This is a genomic window from Fluviibacterium sp. S390 (genome assembly GCF_049800695.1).
Lineage (GTDB): Bacteria > Pseudomonadota > Alphaproteobacteria > Rhodobacterales > Rhodobacteraceae > Meridianimarinicoccus.
Window position 1 is genome coordinate 1 of record NZ_JBNAFN010000036.1, and the last position, 24,058, is coordinate 24,058.

At 55.6% G+C, this 24,058-nt stretch carries 22 protein-coding genes; 8 read left to right on the forward strand and 14 right to left on the reverse strand.

The genetic code is table 11. The annotated features are described in order from the left end of the window. Positions 1 to 95: 95 nt before the first annotated feature. From ACP15K_RS19050 to ACP15K_RS19060, 3 genes are read right to left on the reverse strand one after another with little or no spacing between them, the layout of a single operon-like run. Positions 96 to 1,094, reverse strand: coding sequence for a tyrosine-type recombinase/integrase (locus tag ACP15K_RS19050; RefSeq protein ID WP_424990672.1), 999 nt, complete (start codon positions 1,092 to 1,094; stop codon positions 96 to 98). After that, complete coding sequence (locus ACP15K_RS19055; RefSeq protein WP_424990673.1) at positions 1,091 to 2,455, reverse strand: tyrosine-type recombinase/integrase; 1,365 nt, start codon at positions 2,453 to 2,455, stop codon at positions 1,091 to 1,093. The genes ACP15K_RS19050 and ACP15K_RS19055 overlap by 4 nt, the downstream gene beginning before the upstream one ends. Next, positions 2,452 to 3,912: a tyrosine-type recombinase/integrase gene (locus ACP15K_RS19060; protein ID WP_424991319.1), complete on the reverse strand. Its 1,461-nt coding sequence runs from the start codon at positions 3,910 to 3,912 to the stop codon at positions 2,452 to 2,454. Before ACP15K_RS19060 ends, ACP15K_RS19055 begins: the two co-directional genes overlap by 4 nt. Before the next feature lie 83 nt (positions 3,913 to 3,995). Here ACP15K_RS19060 and ACP15K_RS19065 point away from each other — a divergent pair, with 83 nt between their 5' ends. The 4 genes from ACP15K_RS19065 (at position 3,996) to ACP15K_RS19080 (ending at position 7,376) form a co-directional block, all read left to right on the forward strand. Then, on the forward strand, positions 3,996 to 4,271 hold the full coding sequence (locus ACP15K_RS19065; RefSeq protein ID WP_424991300.1) for a hypothetical protein: 276 nt from the start codon (positions 3,996 to 3,998) through the stop codon (positions 4,269 to 4,271). Positions 4,272 to 4,432: 161 nt separating this feature from the next. After that, complete coding sequence (locus ACP15K_RS19070; protein WP_424991301.1) at positions 4,433 to 5,224, forward strand: hypothetical protein; 792 nt, start codon at positions 4,433 to 4,435, stop codon at positions 5,222 to 5,224. A gap of 13 nt (positions 5,225 to 5,237) precedes the next feature. Next, positions 5,238 to 6,695, forward strand: coding sequence for a hypothetical protein (locus tag ACP15K_RS19075; protein WP_424991302.1), 1,458 nt, complete (start codon positions 5,238 to 5,240; stop codon positions 6,693 to 6,695). A gap of 141 nt (positions 6,696 to 6,836) precedes the next feature. Then, positions 6,837 to 7,376, forward strand: a complete 540-nt coding sequence (locus ACP15K_RS19080) for a recombinase family protein (protein WP_424991303.1) — start codon at positions 6,837 to 6,839, stop codon at positions 7,374 to 7,376. 8 nt (positions 7,377 to 7,384) lie between these two features. On the opposite strand, the gene ACP15K_RS19085 is transcribed toward ACP15K_RS19080, so the two are convergent. The 9 genes from ACP15K_RS19085 to ACP15K_RS19125 form a co-directional block, all read right to left on the reverse strand. Continuing rightward, complete coding sequence (locus tag ACP15K_RS19085) at positions 7,385 to 8,284, reverse strand: abortive infection family protein (RefSeq protein WP_424991304.1); 900 nt, start codon at positions 8,282 to 8,284, stop codon at positions 7,385 to 7,387. Between the two features lie 2 nt (positions 8,285 to 8,286). Next, positions 8,287 to 8,784, reverse strand: a complete 498-nt coding sequence (locus tag ACP15K_RS19090; protein WP_424991305.1) for a hypothetical protein — start codon at positions 8,782 to 8,784, stop codon at positions 8,287 to 8,289. 8 nt (positions 8,785 to 8,792) lie between these two features. Beyond that, positions 8,793 to 9,989 (reverse strand): GIY-YIG nuclease family protein, encoded by a 1,197-nt coding sequence (locus tag ACP15K_RS19095; RefSeq protein WP_424991306.1) that lies wholly within the window; start codon positions 9,987 to 9,989, stop codon positions 8,793 to 8,795. Next, the gene (locus ACP15K_RS19100; protein WP_424991307.1) at positions 9,982 to 12,033 is read right to left on the reverse strand and encodes a DEAD/DEAH box helicase; all 2,052 of its coding nucleotides are present in this window, start codon (positions 12,031 to 12,033) and stop codon (positions 9,982 to 9,984) included. Before ACP15K_RS19100 ends, ACP15K_RS19095 begins: the two co-directional genes overlap by 8 nt. Positions 12,034 to 12,035: 2 nt before the next feature. Further along, positions 12,036 to 12,440, reverse strand: a complete 405-nt coding sequence (locus tag ACP15K_RS19105; protein ID WP_424991308.1) for a hypothetical protein — start codon at positions 12,438 to 12,440, stop codon at positions 12,036 to 12,038. Continuing rightward, the gene (locus ACP15K_RS19110) at positions 12,433 to 15,177 is read right to left on the reverse strand and encodes a class I SAM-dependent DNA methyltransferase (protein WP_424991309.1); all 2,745 of its coding nucleotides are present in this window, start codon (positions 15,175 to 15,177) and stop codon (positions 12,433 to 12,435) included. Before ACP15K_RS19110 ends, ACP15K_RS19105 begins: the two co-directional genes overlap by 8 nt. A 204-nt stretch (positions 15,178 to 15,381) precedes the next feature. Next, positions 15,382 to 15,672, reverse strand: a complete 291-nt coding sequence (locus ACP15K_RS19115; RefSeq protein WP_424991310.1) for a hypothetical protein — start codon at positions 15,670 to 15,672, stop codon at positions 15,382 to 15,384. Continuing rightward, positions 15,669 to 16,400, reverse strand: coding sequence for an AAA family ATPase (locus tag ACP15K_RS19120; RefSeq protein WP_424991311.1), 732 nt, complete (start codon positions 16,398 to 16,400; stop codon positions 15,669 to 15,671). Before ACP15K_RS19120 ends, ACP15K_RS19115 begins: the two co-directional genes overlap by 4 nt. Before the next feature lie 193 nt (positions 16,401 to 16,593). Continuing rightward, entirely contained in the window at positions 16,594 to 17,670 is a 1,077-nt protein-coding gene (locus ACP15K_RS19125; protein WP_424991312.1) for a replication initiator protein A, read from the reverse strand. A 699-nt stretch (positions 17,671 to 18,369) separates the two neighbouring features. On the opposite strand from ACP15K_RS19125, the gene ACP15K_RS19130 reads away from it, so the two are divergent. From ACP15K_RS19130 to ACP15K_RS19140, 3 genes are all read left to right on the forward strand, one after another. Further along, entirely contained in the window at positions 18,370 to 18,690 is a 321-nt protein-coding gene (locus ACP15K_RS19130) for a hypothetical protein (protein ID WP_424991313.1), read from the forward strand. A 377-nt stretch (positions 18,691 to 19,067) separates the two neighbouring features. Next, entirely contained in the window at positions 19,068 to 19,373 is a 306-nt protein-coding gene (locus tag ACP15K_RS19135) for a hypothetical protein (RefSeq protein WP_424991314.1), read from the forward strand. A gap of 50 nt (positions 19,374 to 19,423) precedes the next feature. Further along, on the forward strand, positions 19,424 to 19,870 hold the full coding sequence (locus ACP15K_RS19140) for a hypothetical protein (protein WP_424991315.1): 447 nt from the start codon (positions 19,424 to 19,426) through the stop codon (positions 19,868 to 19,870). Here ACP15K_RS19140 and ACP15K_RS19145 read toward each other — a convergent pair. Beyond that, a complete protein-coding gene (locus tag ACP15K_RS19145) occupies positions 19,862 to 20,863 on the reverse strand; it encodes a hypothetical protein (protein WP_424991316.1) in 1,002 nt (333 codons plus the stop codon). The genes ACP15K_RS19140 and ACP15K_RS19145 overlap by 9 nt on opposite strands. Next, a complete protein-coding gene (locus ACP15K_RS19150) occupies positions 20,860 to 22,368 on the reverse strand; it encodes a type IV secretory system conjugative DNA transfer family protein (RefSeq protein ID WP_424991317.1) in 1,509 nt (502 codons plus the stop codon). Before ACP15K_RS19150 ends, ACP15K_RS19145 begins: the two co-directional genes overlap by 4 nt. 537 nt (positions 22,369 to 22,905) lie before the next feature. Here ACP15K_RS19150 and ACP15K_RS19155 point away from each other — a divergent pair. Beyond that, a partial coding sequence (locus ACP15K_RS19155) for a MobA/MobL family protein (RefSeq protein ID WP_424991318.1) occupies positions 22,906 to 24,058 on the forward strand: 1,153 nt, incomplete at its 3' end.

A 24,058-nucleotide genomic window follows, 5' to 3' on the forward strand; every position in this document is an offset into this window, starting at 1 on the left:
TTATCACGAGGACGGCATAATGCGGAGGAAGTCCGCCAATGCCTTTGTTTCCCTGGCGGTCTGTTCACTTTCCTCCGCATAATTTTTGATGCGCGTCAGAGCGTATCCAACCAGTCGAGCACGCCCTGGTCGCGCCGCCATGATGGCGGACTATCGGTCTTTGGTCTTTCGACCCGCTCCAGTGCTTTCCGTTTGGTCTCCAAGTTGGCCTGTGCATAGTGGTTGGTGGTCTCAAGGCTGACATGACCCAGCCAGCTTCGGATGACCGTGACGTCGACGCCGGCGGCGACCAAGTGTACGGCCGTCGCGTGCCGGAAGCTATGCGGCGTCACATGTTTTCTCGCCAGCGTCGGCGCGGTCTTTTCAGCCGCCCTGACATAGTCCGCCAGCTTGAACCGAACGCCCGAGGCGCTGAGAGGGTTGCCGTAGCGGTTTACGAAGAGAGGTTCATCGGCCGGCCTCGGTATTCGCTCAAGCAACGACCTCAGCAAGGCGACCGTTTCCGGCCAAAGCGGGCTGATCCGTTCTTTCCGGCCTTTTCCGTACAATCGCACGCAGGCCGGAGCATCGAACCTGATCGCCTGGGGGCGAAGATCAAGCGCTTCCTGGATGCGCGCGCCGGTATTGTAGAGCAGCGACAGCAAGACATGGTCCCTCTGGCCGATCAACGTGGAGCGGTCGGGTTGAGCCAGGATCGCCTGCACTTCTTCGGGTTCGAGGTAATCTGGCGCGCGGATCGGTGCCTTTTTCGTCGGCACGTTCAGAACCTCCGCGCATTGCGCCATGAACTCCGGTTCGCGCGTTGCCACAAAGCCGAAGAAGCTGCGCAGGGCGGCGAGGCGGCAGTTCCGGGTGCCGATTGTGTCACCGCGTTCGACCTCAAGATGTTGCAGGAAGGCGATGACCTTCGCCGCGGTCAATTCGCTCAGCGCTAGGCGAACAACCGGCTTGCCATGCCGGGCCGCGACAAATTGCAGAAAGAGCCTCCAGGTGTCCCGATACGACTTGATGGTATGCACAGAGGCGTTGCGTTGCTGGACCATCCAGTCAGTGAAGAACATGCGCAGCAATTGGGGGAGCGGATCAGATTTCATGGTGCCACCTCCGCCGGTTCAGCGTTGCCGGGCGAGGTGAAGGCCCGGAACCGCTCACTCGCTTCATACAGCAGCTCCTGGGTCACCGTGATGTAGACCAGCGTGGAGTTGATATCGCGGTGGCCGAGATATGTTGCAAGATACGGCAGCTTTTCCTGCGGGTTCACACCTTGTCGGTACCACTCGAGGATCCGGTGAACGACAAAGGTATGTCGCAGGTCATGGATGCGCGGCCCGGTCTTGCCCGTGGCCGGTTTGAGACCAGCCATGCGCAGAATGGCAACAAGGTGGGTGCTGATAGTTGCCCGACAGTAATAGCGGTTCTTTTGATCGTGCCAGAACAAACCGGCGTCTGGGCTGCGAGAGACCTTGGCCTTCTGCCGCGCTTCGAGAAGCACGCACAGAGCATCCATCGCGCTGTCCGACAGCGGCAGAATGCGGGACTTGAAGAACTTCGTCTCCCGGATCGCGATTGTTCCGGCCTGCATGTCAATGTCGCCAAGCGTCAGCCTTGCGATCTCGCCGATTCGCAGCCCGGCGCAATAGGCCAGAACCAACATCGTGTAGAGGTTGATCGGACGCGAGGGCGCGCGCGGCGATGGGTAGGTCCGGGCAATTGCCAGTAACCGCTGGATGTCCTCGGGTCTGTAGATATAGGGACGCCGCCAGCTGCGCACGACTTGTTTTTCGGGCCGGTTATTCGGTCGCCGTTTGGGGCGAGTTGGGTCGTCATGACACAGTGCCTTGTTCAGGATACGTGCCAGTCTCTCGCATTCGACAGGATGATTTACATTGGACTTTGTCTGGCGATATTGCGCAAGCAGCGTCTCCAACGGCTTGCCATCAAGATCGGGCCTTTGCTGCAGAAAGCGGTCGAACCGGCGGCAAATGACGTCGGCCGCCTCATACCGGTAACCTCGGCGCTGCATCCGCTCGACATGGTTGCGCATCAGCTCTCCCAATGAACTTTCGAACGGTCGAGGTTGCCGCAACGCCTCGAGTGCCTGATTGGGATCAGGGGCCATCAAAGCCCGTATTACGCCCGTGTCACTGTGGGCATTATAGTCACGGCGAAGGTCGGAGATCGGATTGCTCCCAATCCTTCCTTCATGCGCCAGGGCATCGAGGAAGCGGGCAACAATCCGGGCGCGGTGCAGCACCGTTGAGCGGGCCCAAACCTCACCGCGCTCACGCAACCAGTATTCAAGTGCTTGCCGGCCGGTTGCGCCAAACCGCAACACCGCCTGCCGGAAGCTGTTCAGCGCTTGCCGATAGTAGATTGGCGTTATCGCGCAGTTCAATGGAAGCCGGGCGATGTAGTGCTCGATGATCTCATCGCCATCCTCGGGCCAACCTCTCATTGTCTCACCTCCCGGTCTGGAAGGTTGATGGCAATCGAACGCAAGTCTTCGGTGGCGAGCTTCAGATAGGGCGCTGTCGATTCCGGGGATCGGTGGCCAAGTACATCGCCAATGATCTTGCGCGGGGTGGATGCCCTCAGCATGCTGACCGCACGGGCATGGCGAAAGATATGCGGCCCGCGCTTGCCAGCAAGCTCAATTCCGGCGGCAGCGAGGCGCCGTTTGACCACACCATAGAGGCCGCCCGCCTTCATCGACTGATAGGGTGCACGGCTCCGCAGGAATACGGTGCGGACATCCGCGTCCGGACGGCCGTCCCGCAAGTAACGCAGGATCGCTTCCCCCACGGGTTCCATCAGGGGCAGCATAGCCGTGGCATTGGTCTTGGAGCGTTGCACCCGAAGAGTATCCGCCCGCCAGTTGATATCCTCGATCTGCAGGCGGCCGACCTCGCCGGACCGAAGGCCGTAGTTGGCAAGAAGCTGCAGGATCGCGTGATCACGCAACCCCAAGGATGAGCTGTCCTGCCCCGCAAGCTCAAGAACCGCCGCGATCTGTTTGACGGTCAGGATCGACGGAATGCCCTCATGGGCGTAGAGAAGCGGGGCAATCACATGACCCGAGAGATCGTCCGCATGCAGCTTGCTCCGGTGCAAATGTCGCAGGAAGCCGCGTAACCGTTCGGCGACATCCTTGAGCGATTTGCGTGTCAGGCCCGGCGCCCTGATATCCATATAAGCATCGATGTCGCGCACGCTCAGATCGGCAAAATCGGCTTTTCTGTATCGCTGGATGAGCCATTTGCAGAAGTGGCGCGCCTCCCACATCAGCGCCGTGATCGAAGGCTCGGCCAAACCGCGTTCGTGTCGCAGCCATCGCTCATATTGGTCGCAAACCTCGCGGGTGAGACGCTCCGCTTCGTTTGCAGCAGGCAGAGCCGGCGGCCATTTCGGCAGAGCGGAGCGCAGCAAAGCGTAAATCCCCGACCGCGGTATCGATGCCCAGCTGGACCCCGGTGCGCGCCCGCGGTCCATTTGAAACTGCCGGACCGCGTAGCGCAGATATTCGGCGACAAGTTCCGGAGTGACGTCGTGCAGGTCAATCGCATGCTCTTCCAGGTAAGCGAGGAATTGACCCGCGTAGAGGCAATAATTGTGAATGACAGTTGGACTATAGCGCTGCCGGCGCAGCGTGCCGCGAAGTTCTGAAATTTCCTTGAAAGGCGATTGGGACATCGATTCCTCCTTGGTTTGATTGATCAACCCAAGAAACATCCAGCCTGAAATAATGCGCAGCAAGAACGGCACAGCCACGACCCAACACATTGAAATCAAACGGGCTACGAAATTCTCCTCCGCATTATGCCCTCCTCGCGATAACTGAAGGTCCTGAAAAATGACAAGCGCGCGATCTTCTCCGCCGCCAGCCATGCACAGCGTGCGGCGACATTCCTGCATGATCTGCAACCGGCTGAGCCGGAAGAGCCTGCTCCGGAGGTGATCGACAATCAGGCTCCGGCCCCGATTGGGATGCGTCCGTCATGAGCTGGCGCATCGACAACCTCCCCGATGGCGGTCTCATGATCGAGCATCTTGCAGTGCCGCGTTTCACGGCGCGATGGACGACCGGGGAGTTTCCGATCGACCAGGTGCGAGACGGCGCGTTCTTCTGGACAGATGAAGGCGGATCGCCCGAGGATGCGATCCATCTCTATGGGTTTGCTTGGGAAGATGTGGTGCCCGGGGGCGAGGCGTTTGAGCAACTTATGGCGCGCGTTGTGTTCATGATCGAGGCTTCGATCATAGGAGGATTGTAGTGTTCATTACGCAAGGGTTCCATCCCGGATGATCGCATCAGATCTCGGCGATCTGCCCTCTTCATGGTAAGATCAGTCCTGAGAGGAGTTCGGGACGGGGCGCAACCATGTGACACATCTGTCCCCCAAAAAAACTAGCGACGGATAGTGTGGGCAATTTTATGAAGAACGGATTTCATCTCTCAAGACGTGCTTTCAATGTCGGAATTGCAACAACTGCGACCTTGTTTTCTACTACACCGGCTCTTGCACGGAGTCATTCACTGGGGCACACGACAAGCCCGAGCACAAACTATAGTCCAGAACCAGCGGTCGTTTCAATTTTGAAAGCTTCAGCAAGCCGCGGTAATATGAGTTTTCAACTGGGACGGGAGGTCTGCAATTCTGCTGAATACGGCAGAAATTCTCCGGCTATTAAGAAAATGACAGAAAGGCAATACAGAGCATTTATTAAGCCTGATGCACCTGCCGATCTTGGCGCTCTAGTTCTCGAAAATAGTAAGGAAATCCAACAAACCGTTTCCAAAATTAAGCAATTAAAGAAGGATGTGGAGAAATCTCTGGGTGTTGTAGGGAAATTAAAGAGCGGAAACTTTATGAGTTTGCTATTGATTATTGAATCAGTAGATGCACCTGAGCACACAGAAGAGGTTGGTAAGCACAAAAGCCTTGGCGACTTCATGGAGGATGTTCCGGGAAACACGGTTGATGTTGTGTATGACAAGCTAATAAAGCCGAAAATTGAACAAAGTAAAAGCAACCGAACTGATTTCAATGAGAGGGCGGCGAAGGAGGTTGAGCGGATATTTAAAGAGGAGTTAAAAAAGGCTATAAATGAAGGCGCCGAATCTGATCCTTTCAACAGAAGTAAGTCAGGTCAAAAGGCTCCGGCGAAAAAATCAAAGTCGCCCGGAAATAGTCGTTCAAATATAAACAATAGAAACCACATCTGAAGAGGATAATAGGGTGGCTGGCGAAACCGACGGACCAGATTCGATCGATATCTTTCTAAGGCAACTTGAGGATTTCAATAAAATTTCTGTCACTCGAAGTGAAGCCGATAGCGCACTGGACTTAACACTCCCAGATTTTGAAGATTTTAGGAATTTTGAATTCAATCTTCTCGAAGAGCTGCAAAAAGAAGATAACCAAAGAACGCTGGATGACTACAACATTCTTAGGTACGAAGAACTCCTGTCGAGTGCGGCGAGTTTACTTGCGGCTGCCATATCTTTGCGTGACGATGGCCATGATTTGGCCCGTGCATTGATTGAAGAGTACACAAGCTCAACGCTGGCCTGGGTGAATTTGAACATCGCAAGAGAATCGTGGGAGCAAGGTGGGTCTTCGTATATCATTGGCGAAGGGCTGAGGGAGAAGATATCAGGGCTTCAGAAAGCATCTGAAGCAGCAACTGAGCCGTTCGACAAATATAAGTCGGAAGCAAAGATTGCAGGCCTAAATAGAGAACTGGAAGCTCACAATAAGGTCAAAGAAGAAGCGGAGTCTGTGAGAAAATCGGAGGAGATGGCTTTGCGATTTCGTGCGGCGGAGAGAAACCTATCTGGCTCTGCACTAAATTACGGGCAACGCATCTCTTACCTCCGATCGTCTTTCATCCAGAGCGTCGTGGAAGCATTCTATCGTCTCAAAGTGGTTGATTCCGCAGTACGTAAATTTTATAGACACGCATGGCCTCATCAAGCCAACAAAGGCGGTGGCTCTACTAATTTGTTCAACACCCATTCCTTGTTACCGTTCCCAGAACTCAAAAATGGAAGCGACGTTGGGTTTATCGACTGTCTTTTGCGTTGGGCGCGCCACGCAGCATTTGTTCTTGAAAGATTGCGCCGTCATGAAACGGTGGTGGTGCGACGTTTAAGCATAAAAGACCTTGGTGAGTCCCCTGATAAACCTGTTTTGGGTCCTGATGGCAACTGGCGTAGATCAATTCGGGCGGGTGATGAAGTCCACTTTTATGTTTTTGCCAACTTGTTGAACGATATAAAGTTTCCGCGGCTGCTGGGTTTTGGATTATCCCATTACAGCGTGCACGCCGGAGTTGATCGAACTCCTTATATAGGAAAGGGCGTGACACCAGACAATCAAAGGACGCACCGTGATGAAACCTTATTCTCTTCACTTTCTGGAATTGTAAAAGCTCCAAGTCTTGCCCGAGAATTTGGTCAGGATGTTCGGCCGCAGACTTCTTATCTCAATATAAGGGATTTTAGAATTAAAGAATCTCCGGATTTCAATGGGGACCTAGAAAACGTATCCCCAATTGGAAAGTGGTCAATTATTCTGGATAGATGGAATACATTTATGGTTCCTAATACAGGGGAGGGGAGTGGAAATGATAATTACCCAGACGAAATCTATATTGAGCTGCATGTCGCGGGGATAATGGAACCAGAAACTTAGGATAGGGCGCTTGGAATGGGATCCCATAAACGGTCGTTTTAGTCCATCTCCCCTACCCCACGGCAGATCAAGCTGTTGATAAGGACAAAAACCCTAGCCAAAACCGTTTGAGTTTTGGGACGTTTCTGGCACCATTGATCTATGATCATTGGATATGCCCGCGTCTCGACAGACGACCAAAACCTTGATGCCCAGCTCGATGCCCTGGAAGCGTCTGGTGCAGAGCGCATCTTCTCAGACAAGATCACCGGATCAGCTAGGACCAGGCCGCAGCTTGATCTTATGATCGACCAGCTCCGCGACGGGGATGTTGTTACCGTCACCAAGTATGACCGTCTGGCCCGCTCCCTGAAGGACCTTCTCGACATTGTGGAGGCCATCCGCGATCGCGGTGCAGGTTTTCGGTCACTGGCCGAAGACATCGACACAACGACGCCCGCCGGTCGTCTGGTGTTCCACGTCTTCGCATCGATCGCGCAGTTCGAGCGGGAGCGGATTTCGGAACGTACCAAGGAAGGGCTCGCAGCGGCCCGTAAGCGTGGCCGTGTCGGGGGTAGACCCCCAGCCCTGTCACCCGCACAGCGTGAAGAGGTGAAGCGCATGCGCGACGATGAGCACCGTCCATTGGCCGAGATCGCCCGTCTCTTCAAGGTCAGCGTGAAGACCGTGCGGCGTGTATAGGTTACGATTTAAACGCATACTTCTGGGTCATCGGCTTTGGGGAGCGGACGGGCGGGAAACTTGCGTTGCCAGGTCTCGATAAGAAAGAGCGCTGCCGTGCTCGCGGCATGGATCGACAAACGGGCAATCCGGGCGTCGATACGGGCAAAGCCCTTCTCGCGACCGTGAGCGTCACCGCCGTGGGTGCGCAGAGCCCCTACTCCACCGATGACCGTAGCTAGGCCGGAAAGGATTTTCCGCACATCATCCGCGATCAAGGGGTCGATATCGGAGCGATCAGGAGACAGACCAAGCGGTTGCTTCACGGCATTGTAGAGACCTTGCACATCCTTCTTGGCAGGAAGCGGCTGCCCCAGCTCGATAAGGATCGACCGACACACGCTCTCAACCGTACTGCACGCGGCGGTGACGGCATCCTCTGGGTCAGTCTGGCTGTGAGCGAGGGCGCGATCTAGGTCGCGGCTCACCGTGTCGAAGTCGATCACCTCGGACAGCCCGGCCAGCTCTGCTAGGACCGGCACACTCTTTCCCGCCTCAACAAGACGCATCCTCCCGCCCTGTTGCTGAACCTCAAAACCGTCGAAGCGTAACGCGCGATTGAGGTGGTCTAGCACGGCAGTATGTCGCTCAGGCTCATGAATGAAGTCGCGGGGATCGGCGGCAGCCTCAATGATCCTAGGAAATACCTTTTCAGCTTCGAAGCGATTGTTGAGATTGATGAGGCACTGCACCAGAGAGGGTACGCGAGAACCGTTCACTGTGAAAGCTACGTTGCAGGCGCGCATGAACTTCTCGATCTTTGGCCCACTGCGATAGATGCCGATGGGAGGCGTTGTGTCGTGGCCGCCGCCGCCGGTTATGATGTCGGCTATGGCGTCTACAGTCTGGGGTGACAGCGGAAATGGCATGGCTATAGATGATCCTTGGCCCACAGTAGCGCGTTAAATGCCGCCAGCTTGGCGTCGGTTTCTGTCGGATAGACTTTTTTACCAACTTGCACCGCACCCGATGATCTTCTTAATACGCGCACCGACCATCCTGATCCCGCGCTATAGACCGTGAGATTGAAGCCGTCAGTATTGATGTAAATGTTACCTTGTTTGGATGTGCGCCATTTTCGAGAAGGCCAGGCAGCGCGACGTCGAACGGAATTTTTCAGACGCTTCTCACGCTCCCGTGGCCGCTTATAATCTTCTTCCATATGCTCTGCACAAACGCAGCCGACCTGAAGGGAGCCGGGATAGCTGGGGTGCTGCATGATATGAGCATACCGTATTTCAGCGCTATCGCACATCTCGCAGAGCTGGCTAGGCTCTTCCAAATCTTCGATCCCGACACAGGCCCATCCCTTCTTAGGAACGCCAGCTTCCGACCATTTCCCTCGATGAGTGTGATTGTCTCGGTTCATCGGCATTCCTATCCAGAATTCCGCTTGAGTTTTGCCTCTTGGGGATCATACCTGTACCCCGAAATCGTCCCGTCCTTGATCCGCTCAACCGCTTCCTTGATCACAAAGAGCGGCACGAGAAACCATTCGCGCGGCACAACTGGTCGCCCAAACCTATCCATAATCTCGATATCAAGCCGCGCAGGCTCGAAGATGCGATGGATCAGGTTTTCAAGCTTGGTTCGGTTGATGTTGTAGAGCTCGTAGGTTGCCACGATCTCGACATTTGCCATGAGAAATGTTGGTTGGAGCTGCGCCCCGGCGATGCGCTTTTCAACACTCATGTTGGTGACACCGATCTTGTGCACCAGACTACGGTTTTCGGCGACAAGCGGGTGGTCTGACTTGCTGCGGAGCACATAGATTGTGCCGCTGGCTTCGTCCCCGTCGATCGTCTGGTCCGAGAACAATGGCCCTGCATTGGGCTCAGTGATCCGACGCCCTGCTTCACCGTCTGCATTCAGTGACCGCTGCAAGGATCGCATGAGCATGTTGCTCTCTGTGCCATTGTCGAAAATTACCCGCAGGCGTGCGTCCGTGCGGCCCTGATCGGTCAGGATCAGCTCGCCCATCTCAGCGACATAGGCTTTTTGGCCACCCACAATGAAGAAGCGACCGGGTTCGATGTCGGCCTTCAGCTCGAATTTGCGTGTCTCCCTCAGCCCGCTATCGAGCTCTTTCTGAATCTGCTCGAAGAGTGGTTTGAAAGTGTCGAAATCTTCGCATTTCTGACGGTTGGCGATGGTTTCAGCCGCCTTTTTCTCCGCTGTCGATCGGACATGCTTCAGCTCGGTAATCGGGGGGGCCTCGACCTCAATCCCAAGCTCGGCCAGCAAAGCATCGTCATCAAGATCCTCCGCGTCAGCCAAGGGGGCTTGGACTGCGCCAGTCAGCAGTCCTTGGTGGTCCAAAGGCTCGACAAGGTCACGGCAGTCTTTCTGCTCGCGAATACGATCTAGGCGAACGGCATACAGGCGTTCGAAGATATCACGCCCTTCCCCGTGTTCCGGTGCACGTCCGTGTTCCTCTGCAAACCTTTGTATCTCTTCAAAACCGGCAATGATGCGCTCTTCACGCGGGGTGCGGCTGACGACCTTCTTGGATTCGACCTCAATCCCAAGCTCTGCAAGGAGGGCGTCATCTTCCTGTGTAAATCCTTTAGCCATTGGCTGCCTCCTGCTTCATCCGTGCGAGGTAGGCCACACCTTCGGCCATCTTCTTCTCCCAGGCATCCGGGGAGGTGATTGACGGCAACCGTCCGCGCTCCTGCTTGAACTTTACTGCCCGCCGCGCGAGATCCCGCGCCTCCTCGGGCGAAAGCTGCACTTTCTTGGCGGAGATGACAGCCTGAACTTGTTTGAGGCTTTCCTCGCTCATGGTTTTGGCCAGGATTGCGTAGGCTTCACCAAACGGGTTGATCCGGTCAATCAGATCAATATCGAGTTCTCGCACATCCATAGCGAACTTGCGTACACCGTCGATCAGGGCTGTGTTCGCCGTTGCTTGATTGTCCTCCTCAGAAGACAACGCGACTTCTTTCGCCTTCTGGGTCAGGTTCAGGGCAGCGATGGCATGCTGGCGCACAGCCTCCTGATCTTCGGCATCAAGCTCAGGAAACTTCTTGGCCACGATCTTTCCCATCTGCACGTGGGTCAATTCTTCCGGGATCAGTTCTTCATCAAACAGCCCTCGCTCGATCGTCGTCTTGTCCTGGACGAAGGCAGTGATCACTTCGTTCAGGTCTTCTTGGCAGATGCGCTCTGCCTCCTTGCTCTTCGGCTCTGCCAGCCCTTTGATCTCGATCTGAAATTGTCCGCTGGCTTCATCGAAGCCGACATTCTCCTTGTTGGGGTCATAGCCCCCTTCCCCATAGTCGAAGCCTTCGACCGGCCCGCTATCAGGCTTCTTGGGCGTGAAGTTGAAGCGCGGGGCAAGCACCTGCTCCATCAGCAAGCTGGCGGCGATTGCCTTCAGTGTATCGTTTACGGCCTCAGTGACGGCTGCCTCGGCTGCGTCAGGCTCGGCGATGAGGTTCGTAAAACGTGCGCGGGTCTTGCCTTTGGCGTCGCGTGTCGCGCGGCCAATGATCTGGACGATCTCAGTCAAGCTGGCCCGATATCCGACCGTCAGCGCATGCTCGCACCAGATCCAGTCGAAGCCCTCTTTGGCCATCCCCAGGGCGATGATGATGTCCACGTGATCGCGGTTGTTCTTCTGCGTGGGGTCTTTCAGTGCGCTCGATACCTTGTCCCGCTTGACCGCTTCATCATCCACCAGGTCGGCGATCTTCAGAACCCGTCCCTCGGGCGTCTTCACAAGCTGGAAGCCGGTGGCCGGATCTGTGCCTTGCCATTCGCCCAGGGAGTCGATGATATGCTCGACTTCCTTGTGCTTGTCCTTTGTGCTTTCTCGGGAATTGACGCTCGGGATATGCACGATCGTCTTTTCGTTCGGATCGAGCACCTTCAGGATGTCACCCGCATAGGAGCCCGTGTAGAAAAAATACCCGATATCAAGCGTCTTCAGGTACTCGTAGCCGTTGAGCTGCTGATAGTAGGTGTAGGTGTAGCTGTCGAACTTTGCCTCGTTCTCGGGCAGCAGGATCGGCACGGCATCGCCGCGAAAATAGCTTCCGGTCATCGCCACGACATGCACGCGATCGCGCGAAATGAACTCGTTGAGCTGCTTGCCCAAGATATTGTCATCGCCTGCTGAGACATGATGAAATTCGTCCACAGCAATCAGCAGATCGTCAAATGCCTCGACCCCAAGCTTTTCCACGGCAAAGCGGAAGGTGGCATGGGTGCAGACAAGCACCTGGTCGTTGCTTTCCAAGAAGGCGGCAACCGATTTGACCTTGCCCCCGTCCGTTCCCGGCGAGTTGCACAGGTTCCACTTCGGTGCGACCGTCCAGTCCGCCCAGAAACCAAACTTGCTCAGCGGCTCGTCATTGAAGCTCGCCCCGATCGACTTCTCGGGCACCACAACGATCGCCTGTTTGATCCCCTGATTGTGCAGCTTGTCGAGCGCGATGAACATCAGCGCGCGGCTCTTTCCCGAGGCGGGTGGTGACTTGATCAGAAGGTATTGCTCGCCCCGCTTCTCATAAGCACCTTCCTGCATCTCCCGCATGCCCAGCTCGTTCGATTTGGTGGAGCTGCCATTCTGGGCGTAAGTCACTGAAACTGAGGGAATATTCCTGTTTTTCATCTCTAAACCTTATAATCTTTCAAAATATCTGTTGCCCAAACAGGTGGTTGTGGCCACGAGTAGGCGCCACCTTCGACCCAGGATTTGGACTGGCCGATCTTGTCGAGCTTCAAAATTCTCTCAACCATCTTGTCGTGGGGATAGACATAACAATCATCCCCATGGAGAAACGCAATGTGGATGTCTTTGCCCAGGTACTTTTTGTCGATGGTCATCCGACCTTTGAGCTGAATCTTCAAAAAGACTACGCCATCAACATGGCAGGCCAGGAAATCTGCCCCTTGCCAATCATCATTCAAGCGCAAGCAGTTGAAGCCATAGTCGGCAAGCTCCCCTGCAACCTTATGGAAGTTGTAGTTTTCTTGCTGGCGTGAATTGAGTTTGCTGTATGGGACGCGTTCAAACACTTTTCCGCCCTCCAACCGTCTTGGTCATCTTGGTGTAGAGCTCAAAGAGCTTTTCCAACCGCTCAGTGTCATTGCGGAAGCGGCGACCGATGTAGATACGCTCAAGCGTTTCGTCGTTGCGATCATGGACGGCACGTAGGTCGGCCGGCATCTTGTCGGGATCATAGAGCTCAGCGATAGTTGCGGGAAAATGCGCTTCACGCGCCAGAAGAATATCTTCAGCGCAGCGGGTCAGGTCATCCTTGTTCTTCTCGGTTAGTTTAGGAACGGGGAAGGTGTTCCAGCCGAGGGTATTGGAATAGCGGAAGTCGGTTTTCAACTTGCCGCAGACCGTAGCGATCCAGACCAAGTGGATTCTGGATGCTATTAGAGACAAACACCACTGCGGCGAACCATACATCACTAGGTTAGGCGCAACGATCACGGTTCGGTCATCAAAGAAACCGCAAGGCAAGTATTCACGGCGCTCTGAGGAAACGCTTGGAATAAGAATTGAGCGGCCTTCAACGTGAGGAGCGTAAACAAATCTATGCGGGAAGGCAGATGCTTCATTTGCCTGCTTTCCTCGACTTTCGGACCTCACTACCCTTACGCTATCAATTCGTTTGGCGATGGGCGGGATGTCCGAGATTTCTGGAAGGTTTTGATCTTCCAGCCAAATACACCATCTAGCATCTCCCCTGATAAACTCTTTTGCACCTTCAAGCCGCCGAACGAATTTCGAACTCTGGGGAAACTCATAAGTTAACGAATCCAGCTCTTCACTTGATAGAATTAGATTTCCACCATCCGTCGCCTTGTTTCCAGAAACCATCTGCGGCAAGCCAGAAATTTGAACGTTAGACTTCCTCACAATCGTGCTGTCAGACGGTGTGAGATATGGTCCGATGTTTGGAACAGAACGGACAATTTCTCCATCAAAAATCTTCGCATTTGATGACTTGTCGTCACTAATGCCGATAACAATACACGTTACGCCCGCGTTATTGGCAGCGTTATTTTTCCATAGGAAAGACGTGTGCGCGAAGTTTATTCTCTGTTTCTTAGCGAATATGATTGGCCAAAGCATTCCAACTTGCTCGCCCTGGCAGATTGAGTTCGTAGTAACAAATGCTGTTGCAGCTTGGGTGGCCTCTGCATATTCAGCGGCGCGCACAAGCCAGCTCGCAACATAGTCCAAGTCTTTGTATCTTGGCAGATACCTCGAGAAGACGTCCGCCATGTCTTCTTTTTGCTCTATCGTTTGATTAACACTTCCCTGATAAGGTGGATTTCCGCAAATGTAAGTTTCGCCCCCCTCATTCTCAAAATCTATTTGAGCTTGATCTAGCGGCGTTCGAAAAAGGTCATCAGATTGATATTTAACGGAAGTTCCGGTTGGCGGGCAAACACTGAGCCAGTCTATTTGCAGAGCATTTGCTGAGGTGATCCAGTTCATGGCATCGAGCGGCAAGAATTCCGCCAAGGCTTCCTTCTGCCCGCGATAGGTCACGTCACACTGATACTCGGCGATGATCAGCGCCAGCCGCGCGATCTCGGCGGGAAAATCACGCAACTCGATCCCGCGATAGTTGGTCAGCGGGATTTCCGTGCGCCGATCGGATTCGTCTCGTCGTTCGTTAATCTCGGCCTCGATGGCGCGCATTTCCTTGTAGGCGATGACAAGGAAGTTGCCCGATCCGCAGGCGGGATCGAAGACCCTGATCTTGGCGATGCGGTTGCGCAGGTTCAAAAGCTTGCGGGGGTTGTCCCCTGCTTCTTCCAGCTTTTCGCGCAGATCATCGAGAAACAGCGGATTGAGCACCTTCAGGATGTTCGGCACGGATGTGTAGTGCATGCCAAGTGCGCCGCGCTCTTCATCATCGGCCACGGCCTGGATCATCGATCCAAAGATATCCGGGTTGATCTTTGTCCAGTCCAGATTGCCAATGTGCAGCAGATAGGAGCGCGCGATCTTGGAAAAGCGCGGCACATCGGTTGAGCCCGAAAACAGCCCACCGTTCACATAGGGAAAGACGTTTGCCCACCGGGCAATGCCTGCTGCTGTGCGATCATCGGACTTAGTGTTCATGGCGCGGAAAAGCTCGCTAATCACCTCATGGGTGTTCGAGCTATCCTTGTCACTCATCCGCTCGATCGTGCCTGTGAACTGGTCAGTGGCTTTGAAAATGTCGGTGTCTTCGGCAAAGAAGCAGAAGATCAGTCGCGCCATGAAGTGGTTCATGTCGTGGCGGCGCTCTGCCCTGCCCCACTCCGGATTGTCCTTCAGCAGCTCGATATAAAGCCGGTTTAGGCGTCCCGTTGCCTTGATATCAAAGGCGCTCTCACGGATTTGCTTGACGGTGCTGATCCCTGCGAGCGGCAGGAAGAACCCGAAGTGATCGGGGAAGTCGGTGTAGGCGCAGGCGATCGTCTCGCCCGTTGTCAGATCTTCAGCCTCAAGATCTGTGCCATCCGTGGCCAGGACGAACTTTGCCTTGGCTTTGGTGGTCGCAGGACTGGCCTTGAGCTGCGCCAGGGTGGTTGTGACCTCCCCTGCCCCGCACACTTTCATATGGATGTTGTTGGTTTGAAGGACTCCGCCCTGGTCGGACTTGTTGGATGACCCGCTTCGCAAGCGTTTGATCGTCGTGGCTTTGTTCCCGAAGGCGAGAAGAAACGCATAGGGGAACTCGTCGCCATCGAACGGCAGATCGGCCAGTGCCGATATTGCTTCCTCGATCTCAACAGCATTCATGCCTGTGTCTCCTCGCCCGGTCGAAATTTTTGATTTTGCAAAATATTACCAAATGCTTACAGGTGGCGCATCCGCAAAAAAAACGGATGACCACATCTATCCACAGGCAAAAGAAGGTCTCTACGTCGCGGGCGCTTTATGTTGGCCCCCGACTGGCGCTATCGGGCTGTGTGATAACGCATTGTCTGGAAAGTGGAGGGGGCGTTACTGCCTTCCCTCATAGGAATCCATGAGAATTTCCAGCATGTCGTAGTAGGCCCGGCGGTCAGCTTTGCACATTGCCTTGAAGCGCTCTAGGATCGGACGCGGCCCTTTCAGGTTCAGCTGGCCATCTGGTGAAGCTTCACGGCTAGGGAACGATGACACGGCATCAATGGCCCGCGCCGCTGTCTTGTCCCCCTGCCCGTCTCGTTGCCGAGGTGCGAAGTCATCTAGTGTGTCGGCAGGTTCTTCAAAATCGGGAATGTTCAAGGCAGTGCGATCTTGATCGATCATGCGACAGCCCTCCCCTCTCCGTCAGATGTCAAAGAGCGCAGCTTGAGAATCACTTCACTGCGGAAGCCTTCCACGTTCTCAAGTGCTTTGTCCAAGCCGTTGACCTTCTTTGGATCTAGCTGCGACACTGCCCCGCCAATCGAGAAGATGGCTGCAAATGCATCGCGTTCGTGAATTTCTACATTGAAGGTGTCGATCTTCGGATTGTCTCTAAACTGCGCGGCAATGTGGCGAGCCGTGCGAGATTTTACGGCGGCGCGACTTTGCGTGAACAACACGGCATAGGGGATTTTACGGCGTGTGGCCTTCATGTCGCGGTGGATTTCTTGGATGACATCCAAGGCGGCAAGTGCGTCTTGCTGCTGCTCCTTCAAGGGAACAATCACCAGGTCAGCTTGGCTGATGGCATAGCTCATCAACCGAGAAGCTGTTCCCTCGAGGTCGATAATGACAAATGGGTCCTTTGTAGCCGCAGCCTCTATTTCATCGAGAATTGTCTTCTCGGATTGGTTTGTCACCACACTCAGCCGTTCAGGCTTGCCTGGCATCTCTGACCAGGTTGAGATTGGGTGTCGTGGATCAGCGTCGATAATGGTTGTGGGCTTGGTCTCAGCGAGGGCACAGGCAAGTAGCAGTGCGCTTGTGGTTTTCCCGCTGCCACCCTTCGAGTTTGCGAAGGCTATTACAGGCATGGTTTCTCTTTCTTTTTGGCTCGATGGGCGTGTCATTCACGCACGCCTCAAGCTGAAAAATAGCATAGTTTTGAATATGATACCATAGGGAATGGTATGGCATGGTAAGGTACCATAAGGTACCATAAGGTACTATACGGTACCTTACCATGGAGCAGGTTCTCCAGGTAGATCGCACTGTTGTTCATATGCCCACTCGGCAGAGTTTCATGATGCGATAGTCTTGAGGCTATGGGCGCCCGCGCTTTTCAAAGAACTTGCGGCAGAAGCCCAAGAACGCTTTGTCTGGGTTTGCGGGCGCATCCAGGCCCCCATCGGCCATCCAGTCGCGCCATTCTTGCTCAAGGTGATAGATATCCCAACCAGGCGCGACCGTTCTTGCTTCTGTGTAGGTGTCCGGTTTGAGACGGATGATCGTGGGTATCAGCGAGGTTTCAGTGTCCGGTTTGTCCGCGTTGTTCAAAGTGCCGCGCTTCGTGAAAATGACCATGTCCTCGTCCATCCCCACAGAATAATCCGGGATGTGTGCGTGTTCCTGATCATGGGTGACGATATTGGCTACCAAGCGGCGGAACTCCCTGAGGGTCGATGCCGAACCGCATTTCCGCTGAAGAACAGGGAGGGAGATCCGCCATTCGCTCTTTGAGCCGCAATGCTTGCGGGCAAGCTCGTAGATGCGGCGCTCGATCGGCTTTCTGAGGCGGAAATACTTCCGGTGAAAGGTTAGGACTTCCTTTGCCTGAATGGCGTTGAAAACCCAATCGGAGAGCGTGATCTCGATTTCCTGCATCCGTCCGTCTCGCGTCTGGCGGACAATCCGAGCGCGATCAATGATGCTGAAGATGTCGAGTTGCTCTGTGTCGCCCGTCACCACATTGGTTTCGATCTGTGTCCCCTGGAGACGCACAAGGGCACTTCTCAGTCCATCGTATCCACGACCATCCGTGACGCGGTTCGTTGCCTTTAGAAACTCGTAGGCCTTCATTCGAAGCGTTTTGGATGGCGTCTGGCCGTTGTTCATCGCTGCGATCAACTGGCTGATACAATATATCAGAACATCACGATCATGTACTGTGGCAAGACCTTCCGCAGACGGCTTTACCTCAACGAAGTTCTTTCCCGCTTCATCCTCGTAGCGCCTTATGCGGTGATCCGGTTTGGTTGAAAGGGAAAAGATCGGGTGGGCCATCGAGGCCATATCCCCTTTAGGAACAGCATCGAAAATATCGCATACGAAGAGATCGCCCTGACCAAAACGATCCGGGAGTAGGGGGGACTTTGACTCTTTCGTGATTTCACACACCATACCTCATGGTTCGTGATTTCACACACGCGGTCAAGCGCTTTCGTGATTTCACACACAGCAACTAGGTCTTTCGTGACTCTACACACGCTCTTTCGTGATTTCACACACGCTCTTTCGTGACTCTACACACAGCATGTTTCTATTTACCTATATTTTTCAGCATCTTCCTAACACTTATCCACAGCGTAACACTATATTTAACACATATTTAACACTACGAACCCGGCTAACGAAGATCGTTCCCCTCTCGGTCGAAGCTCAATCATCCAGAACCTAAGCTCGCCTACGGCTCGCCTAAAAGGAATCCCTCCTTCGTCGGGATGCTCACGCCGCTTGAAGTTCGGCTTCGCCTCACGCGGCGGCCTGCCGTCGGCAAGCTGCTGTGAAAACCATCATGCTGGCAATATCAGCTCTGACTCACCAAAGATCAGACGTAAGGGGTGCTTGGCATGACTTCGGACACGCCGCATCGCCTGAGTTGATCCCTGAGCGCTTTGAGAACCTGGCACAAGGGGTGGGTGCTCGCCATGCTCGGCTTCGCCTGTGCGTGGCTCCGCTCCCGCGTACCGCGCCCTTGTACCAGAACCATCAAACCTCTCTTGACGGGATCAGGCGAAGACGGCTCCGAAGATCAGACACTGGCACCCCAACGGCAGACTTCATGCCCAAAAGGGCCAAAGAACTCTGTGGGTATCTTGAGTGACCAGGGCAAGGCTTGTCCGCGAATATGATCTCATCAAGAGCATGATTTTATCCGCTCCCAAGAAATATCTCGTCTACTGCTCCGTCACAGGGCTCTCAGAGCGCTTTGAAACTGTAGAGGGGGCAGCGGCTGGCTTTTATGAAGCAGACGTCCAGCATCGCCCCTGTGTGGTCTATGGGAACCGCCGGACAGCCCAAGTTATTGGCAGGACGGTGATCGTTGGAGATCGCATCGAAAAATCTCTTCCCGTGGAAAGCCATTCAGCTTTCACAGATGCTTATCTGGTACGGCAGGGCAGGGGACCCAAGGTTTCCTGATCGCCTTTGCGTCACCGCCCAGGTCGATGGCCTGGCTCAAGAGAAATCGCCCTCAAGTGGTGCGGGCGCAGAGAGCGGAGCGATCGAGCCACGGTTGAGGGTCTATTTCTCTTGAACCAGGATCATGACCGTCCACAGCGTTTCTCAGCCCCCCGAAGAAAGGCAAAGCCGCTTCGGGGTCTGCCATGCGGCGAGCGGAGGGGGAGCGCGAGGGGGAGGAAAGACCCCTCGCAGGGCAAATCATGTGATCGGCCTTTGGCCGATCTCTGCAAACAAAGGGGACCGAGCGGAGCGAGGCCCCGAAACCGCGCCGCTAGGCGCGGGAAAATTTGCAATAACACCATATAACATGCTATAATCATTGGGTGAATTGGTGGATGCATTTCAACGAAGACCCTTATGAGCGGCTCGGACGCTATGTGACGGACGGCTTTGGATGCCGTGCTATTGTCCACATGCCCCGCGTGTCCTGGGCCTATCTCGACTGGCTGGAAAAAGTTGAAGGCTGCGACGTGGCAGGCTTCTTCATCGACAATGATCTCATCCGGTTAGAGAGCGACGGCAGCATCCATGACTGGATGGAAAGCGCTGTCCGAACCGCCTATCTCCGCCGCGAGCGCAAAGGGTTGCCACGGCCCGAGTGGTGCCCTCCCGCCAACCCGTGTGATTTCGTGGACATCTGATCAGCATTCCTTAGGCTGGCCCCATTGCTATTCTCACAACGGGATTTCCAATGAGCGGCGAGAGTGAACCCAAGAAGGCTAAAGACAATACTGGCCTGGAGCCAAAGCCTGAGGGGGTGCAACAGCCCGGTGCCGCACCCAAAGGGCATTTAGGACACAAACCTGCGTCGCCCGCGCCTGGTGGTACGACACAGGCCCGCACGGTAACACAGAAGCTGGAACAGTCGGGGCGGCAGCAGGCGCAGCCTGTCGAAGATACCCGCCCGATCGCCGTGAAAACCGGTGATGAGCAAATCGACAAACAGTCTGAAGAGAACGGTCAGCAGGTTATGTCCATGGACGACATCAAAGCCAAGGCACATGGCGAGGATGCGTCCCAGAAATCAGAAGGCCCTCAGGTATCGCAGAGCGACTATGCGAAGGCCTTCCGCCAGGCTGTCGGTGAGCAGGAGCGCCAAAAGCAGCAACAGCAATCAAAAGGCTTCGATCTAGAGTAGCTCGATCTTTTGACCGGCATAGGGATCATATCGCTTGGGGGGCGGTGCCCCGACGGAATCGATGATCTCATTCATCCAGATGACGATCTCGGGTGCATGGTACTTGTCGACCATGTATTTAAGATCCTCCCCCCAGCGGCCATAGGTCAGGCGCAGGGTCTGTACTCCGAAACTTGGTGCCAGAAAGGATGATTTCAGCTGCGTTTCATCGGACGTGTATCCGATCCTCATGCCACGGGAGTGGTCACGGTCATAGGTGGCGTCGCCATATCGGATTGTGTCGGGTGTAATCGCAACAAGCACCCAAGGGCGGGTCGAGCCATAGGTCATGAAGGCAATGAGCAAGCATATCCCCGCAGGTATGAGCGCGCCCCACATCACAAACGACGCAGGATCACCCCGAAACCCTCTGCCTTGTTCGGTATAGATCATGAAGCCGACCGCTGATCCCACCGGCACGCTCAGGACGGCCAGAACAAAAAATGTCGTCGGCAGAAACCAGCACCAGAAACGGATGGCGGATTTGACCTTCAGAACTGCCTGATCTGCCGTTCGAGAGACGATCATTGTGCCTTGTGGCACGTCACGAACGGCCTTGCAGTACGGAATCCGGGTCGGAGAGGGCTCGGCATATCGCTCGCCAGAGGCGTGTGTCTGAGAATTTTCAGCTGATTGCGGTGCCTCAGACACCGTTGGCTTCGCCGTATCATCACACTGTGAAGCGACTTCGCTGCCGTGCCAAAACCAAGATAGGGCAGAAACACGCTTTGATAGTATAAATACAGCAACAATCAAACCCAGAAATGTCAAAGGGACAGGTAAGTATCTCGAAAGATACCATTCGGCGAAATTATATGGGAAAAATGCATCCACAATAAACGCGAAGAGATACAAAGCGGCAAAGGCAATCGCGACTAGAGCAAATACTGTGATCGTAGATTTTATCGGGTTTTGGCGAAGAGCGGACAGTATGGATTTTAGAGATGAAATCATTTCTGCACCCTCACATCACTAAATCGGTCATCGTAAAACGGCACGCGCTTCAGGAAGATTCCGCTTGTGCCAGGGTAGATGATCAACTGGTTGTCTGATTGGCGCGAAAAGAACGCTGCCACTTCATCCGGCGCAAGCAGCGGCGTACTGTCGATGCTCCGGGATTCGCCGGAAAACCCGCTCGCAGCTTGCTCAGTGCTCTGCTCGCCCTGGGAAACTTTCAGCATCGCAGACTGGCCGAGCCGTTCCGAGACATACTTGAGGGAGCCCAGATCATTCAGGCCGAAGGTCTGGAAGATCGCCGCGTTGCCGAGGAAGGTCTCCCATCGCTCGCCGTAAATTTGCTTCATCTGTGAGAGGTCCTGGAAGAAGGACCAGATGCGCACGCCAAAGCCTGCGATCAGCCCGGCGGCCGTCTCCAGGGCCTTCATGTGACCCAGAACATGCATCTCGTCTAGGATCATGAGGGCAGGGGTCTCGGGGACGGTTTCATCCGCTTCAATGGCGTTCATGAGCCGGTTGATGAATAGGCGGAAGAACCGGAAATGCCGATGCAGCCGCCCGGCAGGCAGGCAGAGATAGACAGATTGCTGGCCATGTTTCCAGGCCATGAGATCAGGGGACCGGTCGCCGCCGGTCAGGATACGCGCCATGGGCGGGGAGGAGATGAACCCGATCTGATTGCGGATGGTGGACATCACGCTCCCAAATTCACGCTCGCCCATGCTGGCGAGCGTCGATGCCGCCTCATAGGGGATGCCGTGGGCAAAGCGCTCGTCAAGTCTCATCAGCACATTGAGCTGTGTGAAGGTGAGCGCCTGATCATTGAGGTCCGGTATCTGCGGGTTCTCGTCATCGTCAGATATGATGCGCGGCACGAACACGAGCCGCCGAACCTCGTTCAGCGTTTTGTCCTGAATATCGGGATGGGCGACGACCCAGGCGATATAGCCGCGCAGGACCAGGCGGGCGGTATCATAGAAATGGCTGTTGTCGCCTTTGCCTTCCTGGACGACGAGCGCATCGGCAATGGCGTCACATTCGTCGATGAAATCGTCGCTCTTCGGATCAAGACCCGCGAGCGGATTGAACCCGGCCCGGTAGGCGTCATCGACCTTGGCCACATCAAAGGGATCGATGACGAAGACACCGTGATCGAGCCCCCCGTCCGGAACGCCGTGGCCCTTGCCACGGCGTTCCGCTGTCAGCGTGGCGTTCTCGCCCTTGGGATCGATCACCAGCACGGAGCCGGGATAGAGCAGCAGGTTGGGCACGATCGCAGAGGTGCCCTTGCCTGCTCGCGATCCGGCGATGGTCAGGAGGTGGCGGTTGTCGCGGGTTCCGATCAGGGCGTCACCGCAGGCCCCGAGGAAAATCTTGCCCGGCCCATAGGCCCAGTCGTCATGTGCGGCGAGGTCTTCGGGTGGCACCCAAAGGGCGCGCGGGGCCTTGTCGAAAGAGACGGGCGTCCCCGGCAGTCCACGTGGCAGATCAGAAAATTGCATGGCCGCGAAACTCTCCTTCTGGAATTCATTTTGGTCAATGACGCCACGTTAACGCTGCGAAGCGTTCCCGCAATAGGTGCGTGCACCGGTCGGATCATTTGACCCATCGAGGGCGCAATTGATCCGTTTTGAGGACGCGGTCTGCTCAAATCCTGTGCATGGCCCAGATGCAGACATGCCAAATTCCTGTGGATAGGTGGGTGCGTCACTGGTAAGGCTGGCGCGAGTCGGCGAGTCTAGTTATAGGATGTAGAGCGCACTTTTGGGTTTTGTTCCAAAACCCGTGCGCAACCGGTGCGCCAATGACCCGGAGTTGCGGTGTTTGGCGGGCCGGAACTGGTGATCCCCGCCGCCCATCGAGGGCGACAGAGATCACATCGCATGGGTCGTCGCTGCCTCGTGTGGGCGCTCCTGACCCATGCTCTTGAAGCGGGGTTTCCCCCGCGCGGGACACCCTGTCCCGCACCCTTGGGCCGGATGAGGCACGCATCCGGAAACGTGATCCGGGGGCAATGCGAGAGATGGAGGAGCGGGGTCATGGCGATCTATTCGCTGAACCTCAAATCGATCGGACGGACCACGCATGCGGCAGGCACCGCCGGTGCGCATCTGCTCTACATTGCCCGCGATGGCGCGGCCCCTGAGCTTGTTTCCGAGCACATGCCTAGCGATCCGAACGAGGCCCGCGCCTGGATGAACCGGGCGGAGCTGGGGGACCGGAAAAACGCCCGTGTCATCGACAAGGTGCGGATCGCGCTGCCGCGTGAGCTGAGCCCGGAACAGCGCATGCAGCTCGTTCAGGATTTCGCGCGTGATCTGACCGGTGACCGTGTTGCCTGGTTTGCGGCGATCCATGCCCAGGGCAAGGATGCCCATAATCCGCATTGCCATCTGGTGATCCGGGACCGCGATCTCGACACCGGCAAGCGGGTGCTGCGGCTCTCGGACAGTCCCCGCGATCGGGCCAAGGCCGGGTTGGAGCCCAAGGCCGTGGAATGGGTGCGCGCCAAATGGGAGGACCATGCCAACCGCGCTTTGGAAGCGGCAGGGCATGAGGCTCGTATCGACCGGCGGACCCTGGAAGCCCAGGGGATCGATCGGGAGCCGACGATCCATATCGGGCCGCAGGCGGCGCATGTGGAAGAGTTTGTCGATCGGCCTCAATCCAAGATCAAGGAAACCGGCAACGGTCGGTCCATCGACTATCCGCAGATCGACGCGGGGCGCACCCGCAAGGAGCGCCATGGCGAGATCGTGGATTTCAACATCGAGAAGGCAGCGCGCTCGAAAGATTTCCGCATCCGGGAAACCGCCAAGATGCAGCGTCAGCAAAAGGCGCTCGATACCGCCCTCGAAAAAGACCTGATCCGCGAAGCGCGGTATCGGACCCAGGAAGCCCGGCAGCAGCGCGGCGCGTATCGCGCCGAGCTGAAAGCCATTCAGGAGGATCATCGTGCCAAGCAGCGGGACGTGAAGGCGATGTTGCGCGAGGATTGGTCTGTGCGCCGCTCAGGTATGACCGAGCGTCACAGGGGCGAGCGGGAGGCCATGGCCCAGGACCATGGGCGGATCAGTGCCCGCGTTCTGCGGGTCGTTGATGTCACGGGCCGCACGCGGCGTCGCCAGGACGAAGAGCGCCGCGACATGCAGGCAAAGCACCGAGAGGAGCGCAGCCACCTGGTTGCGTTCC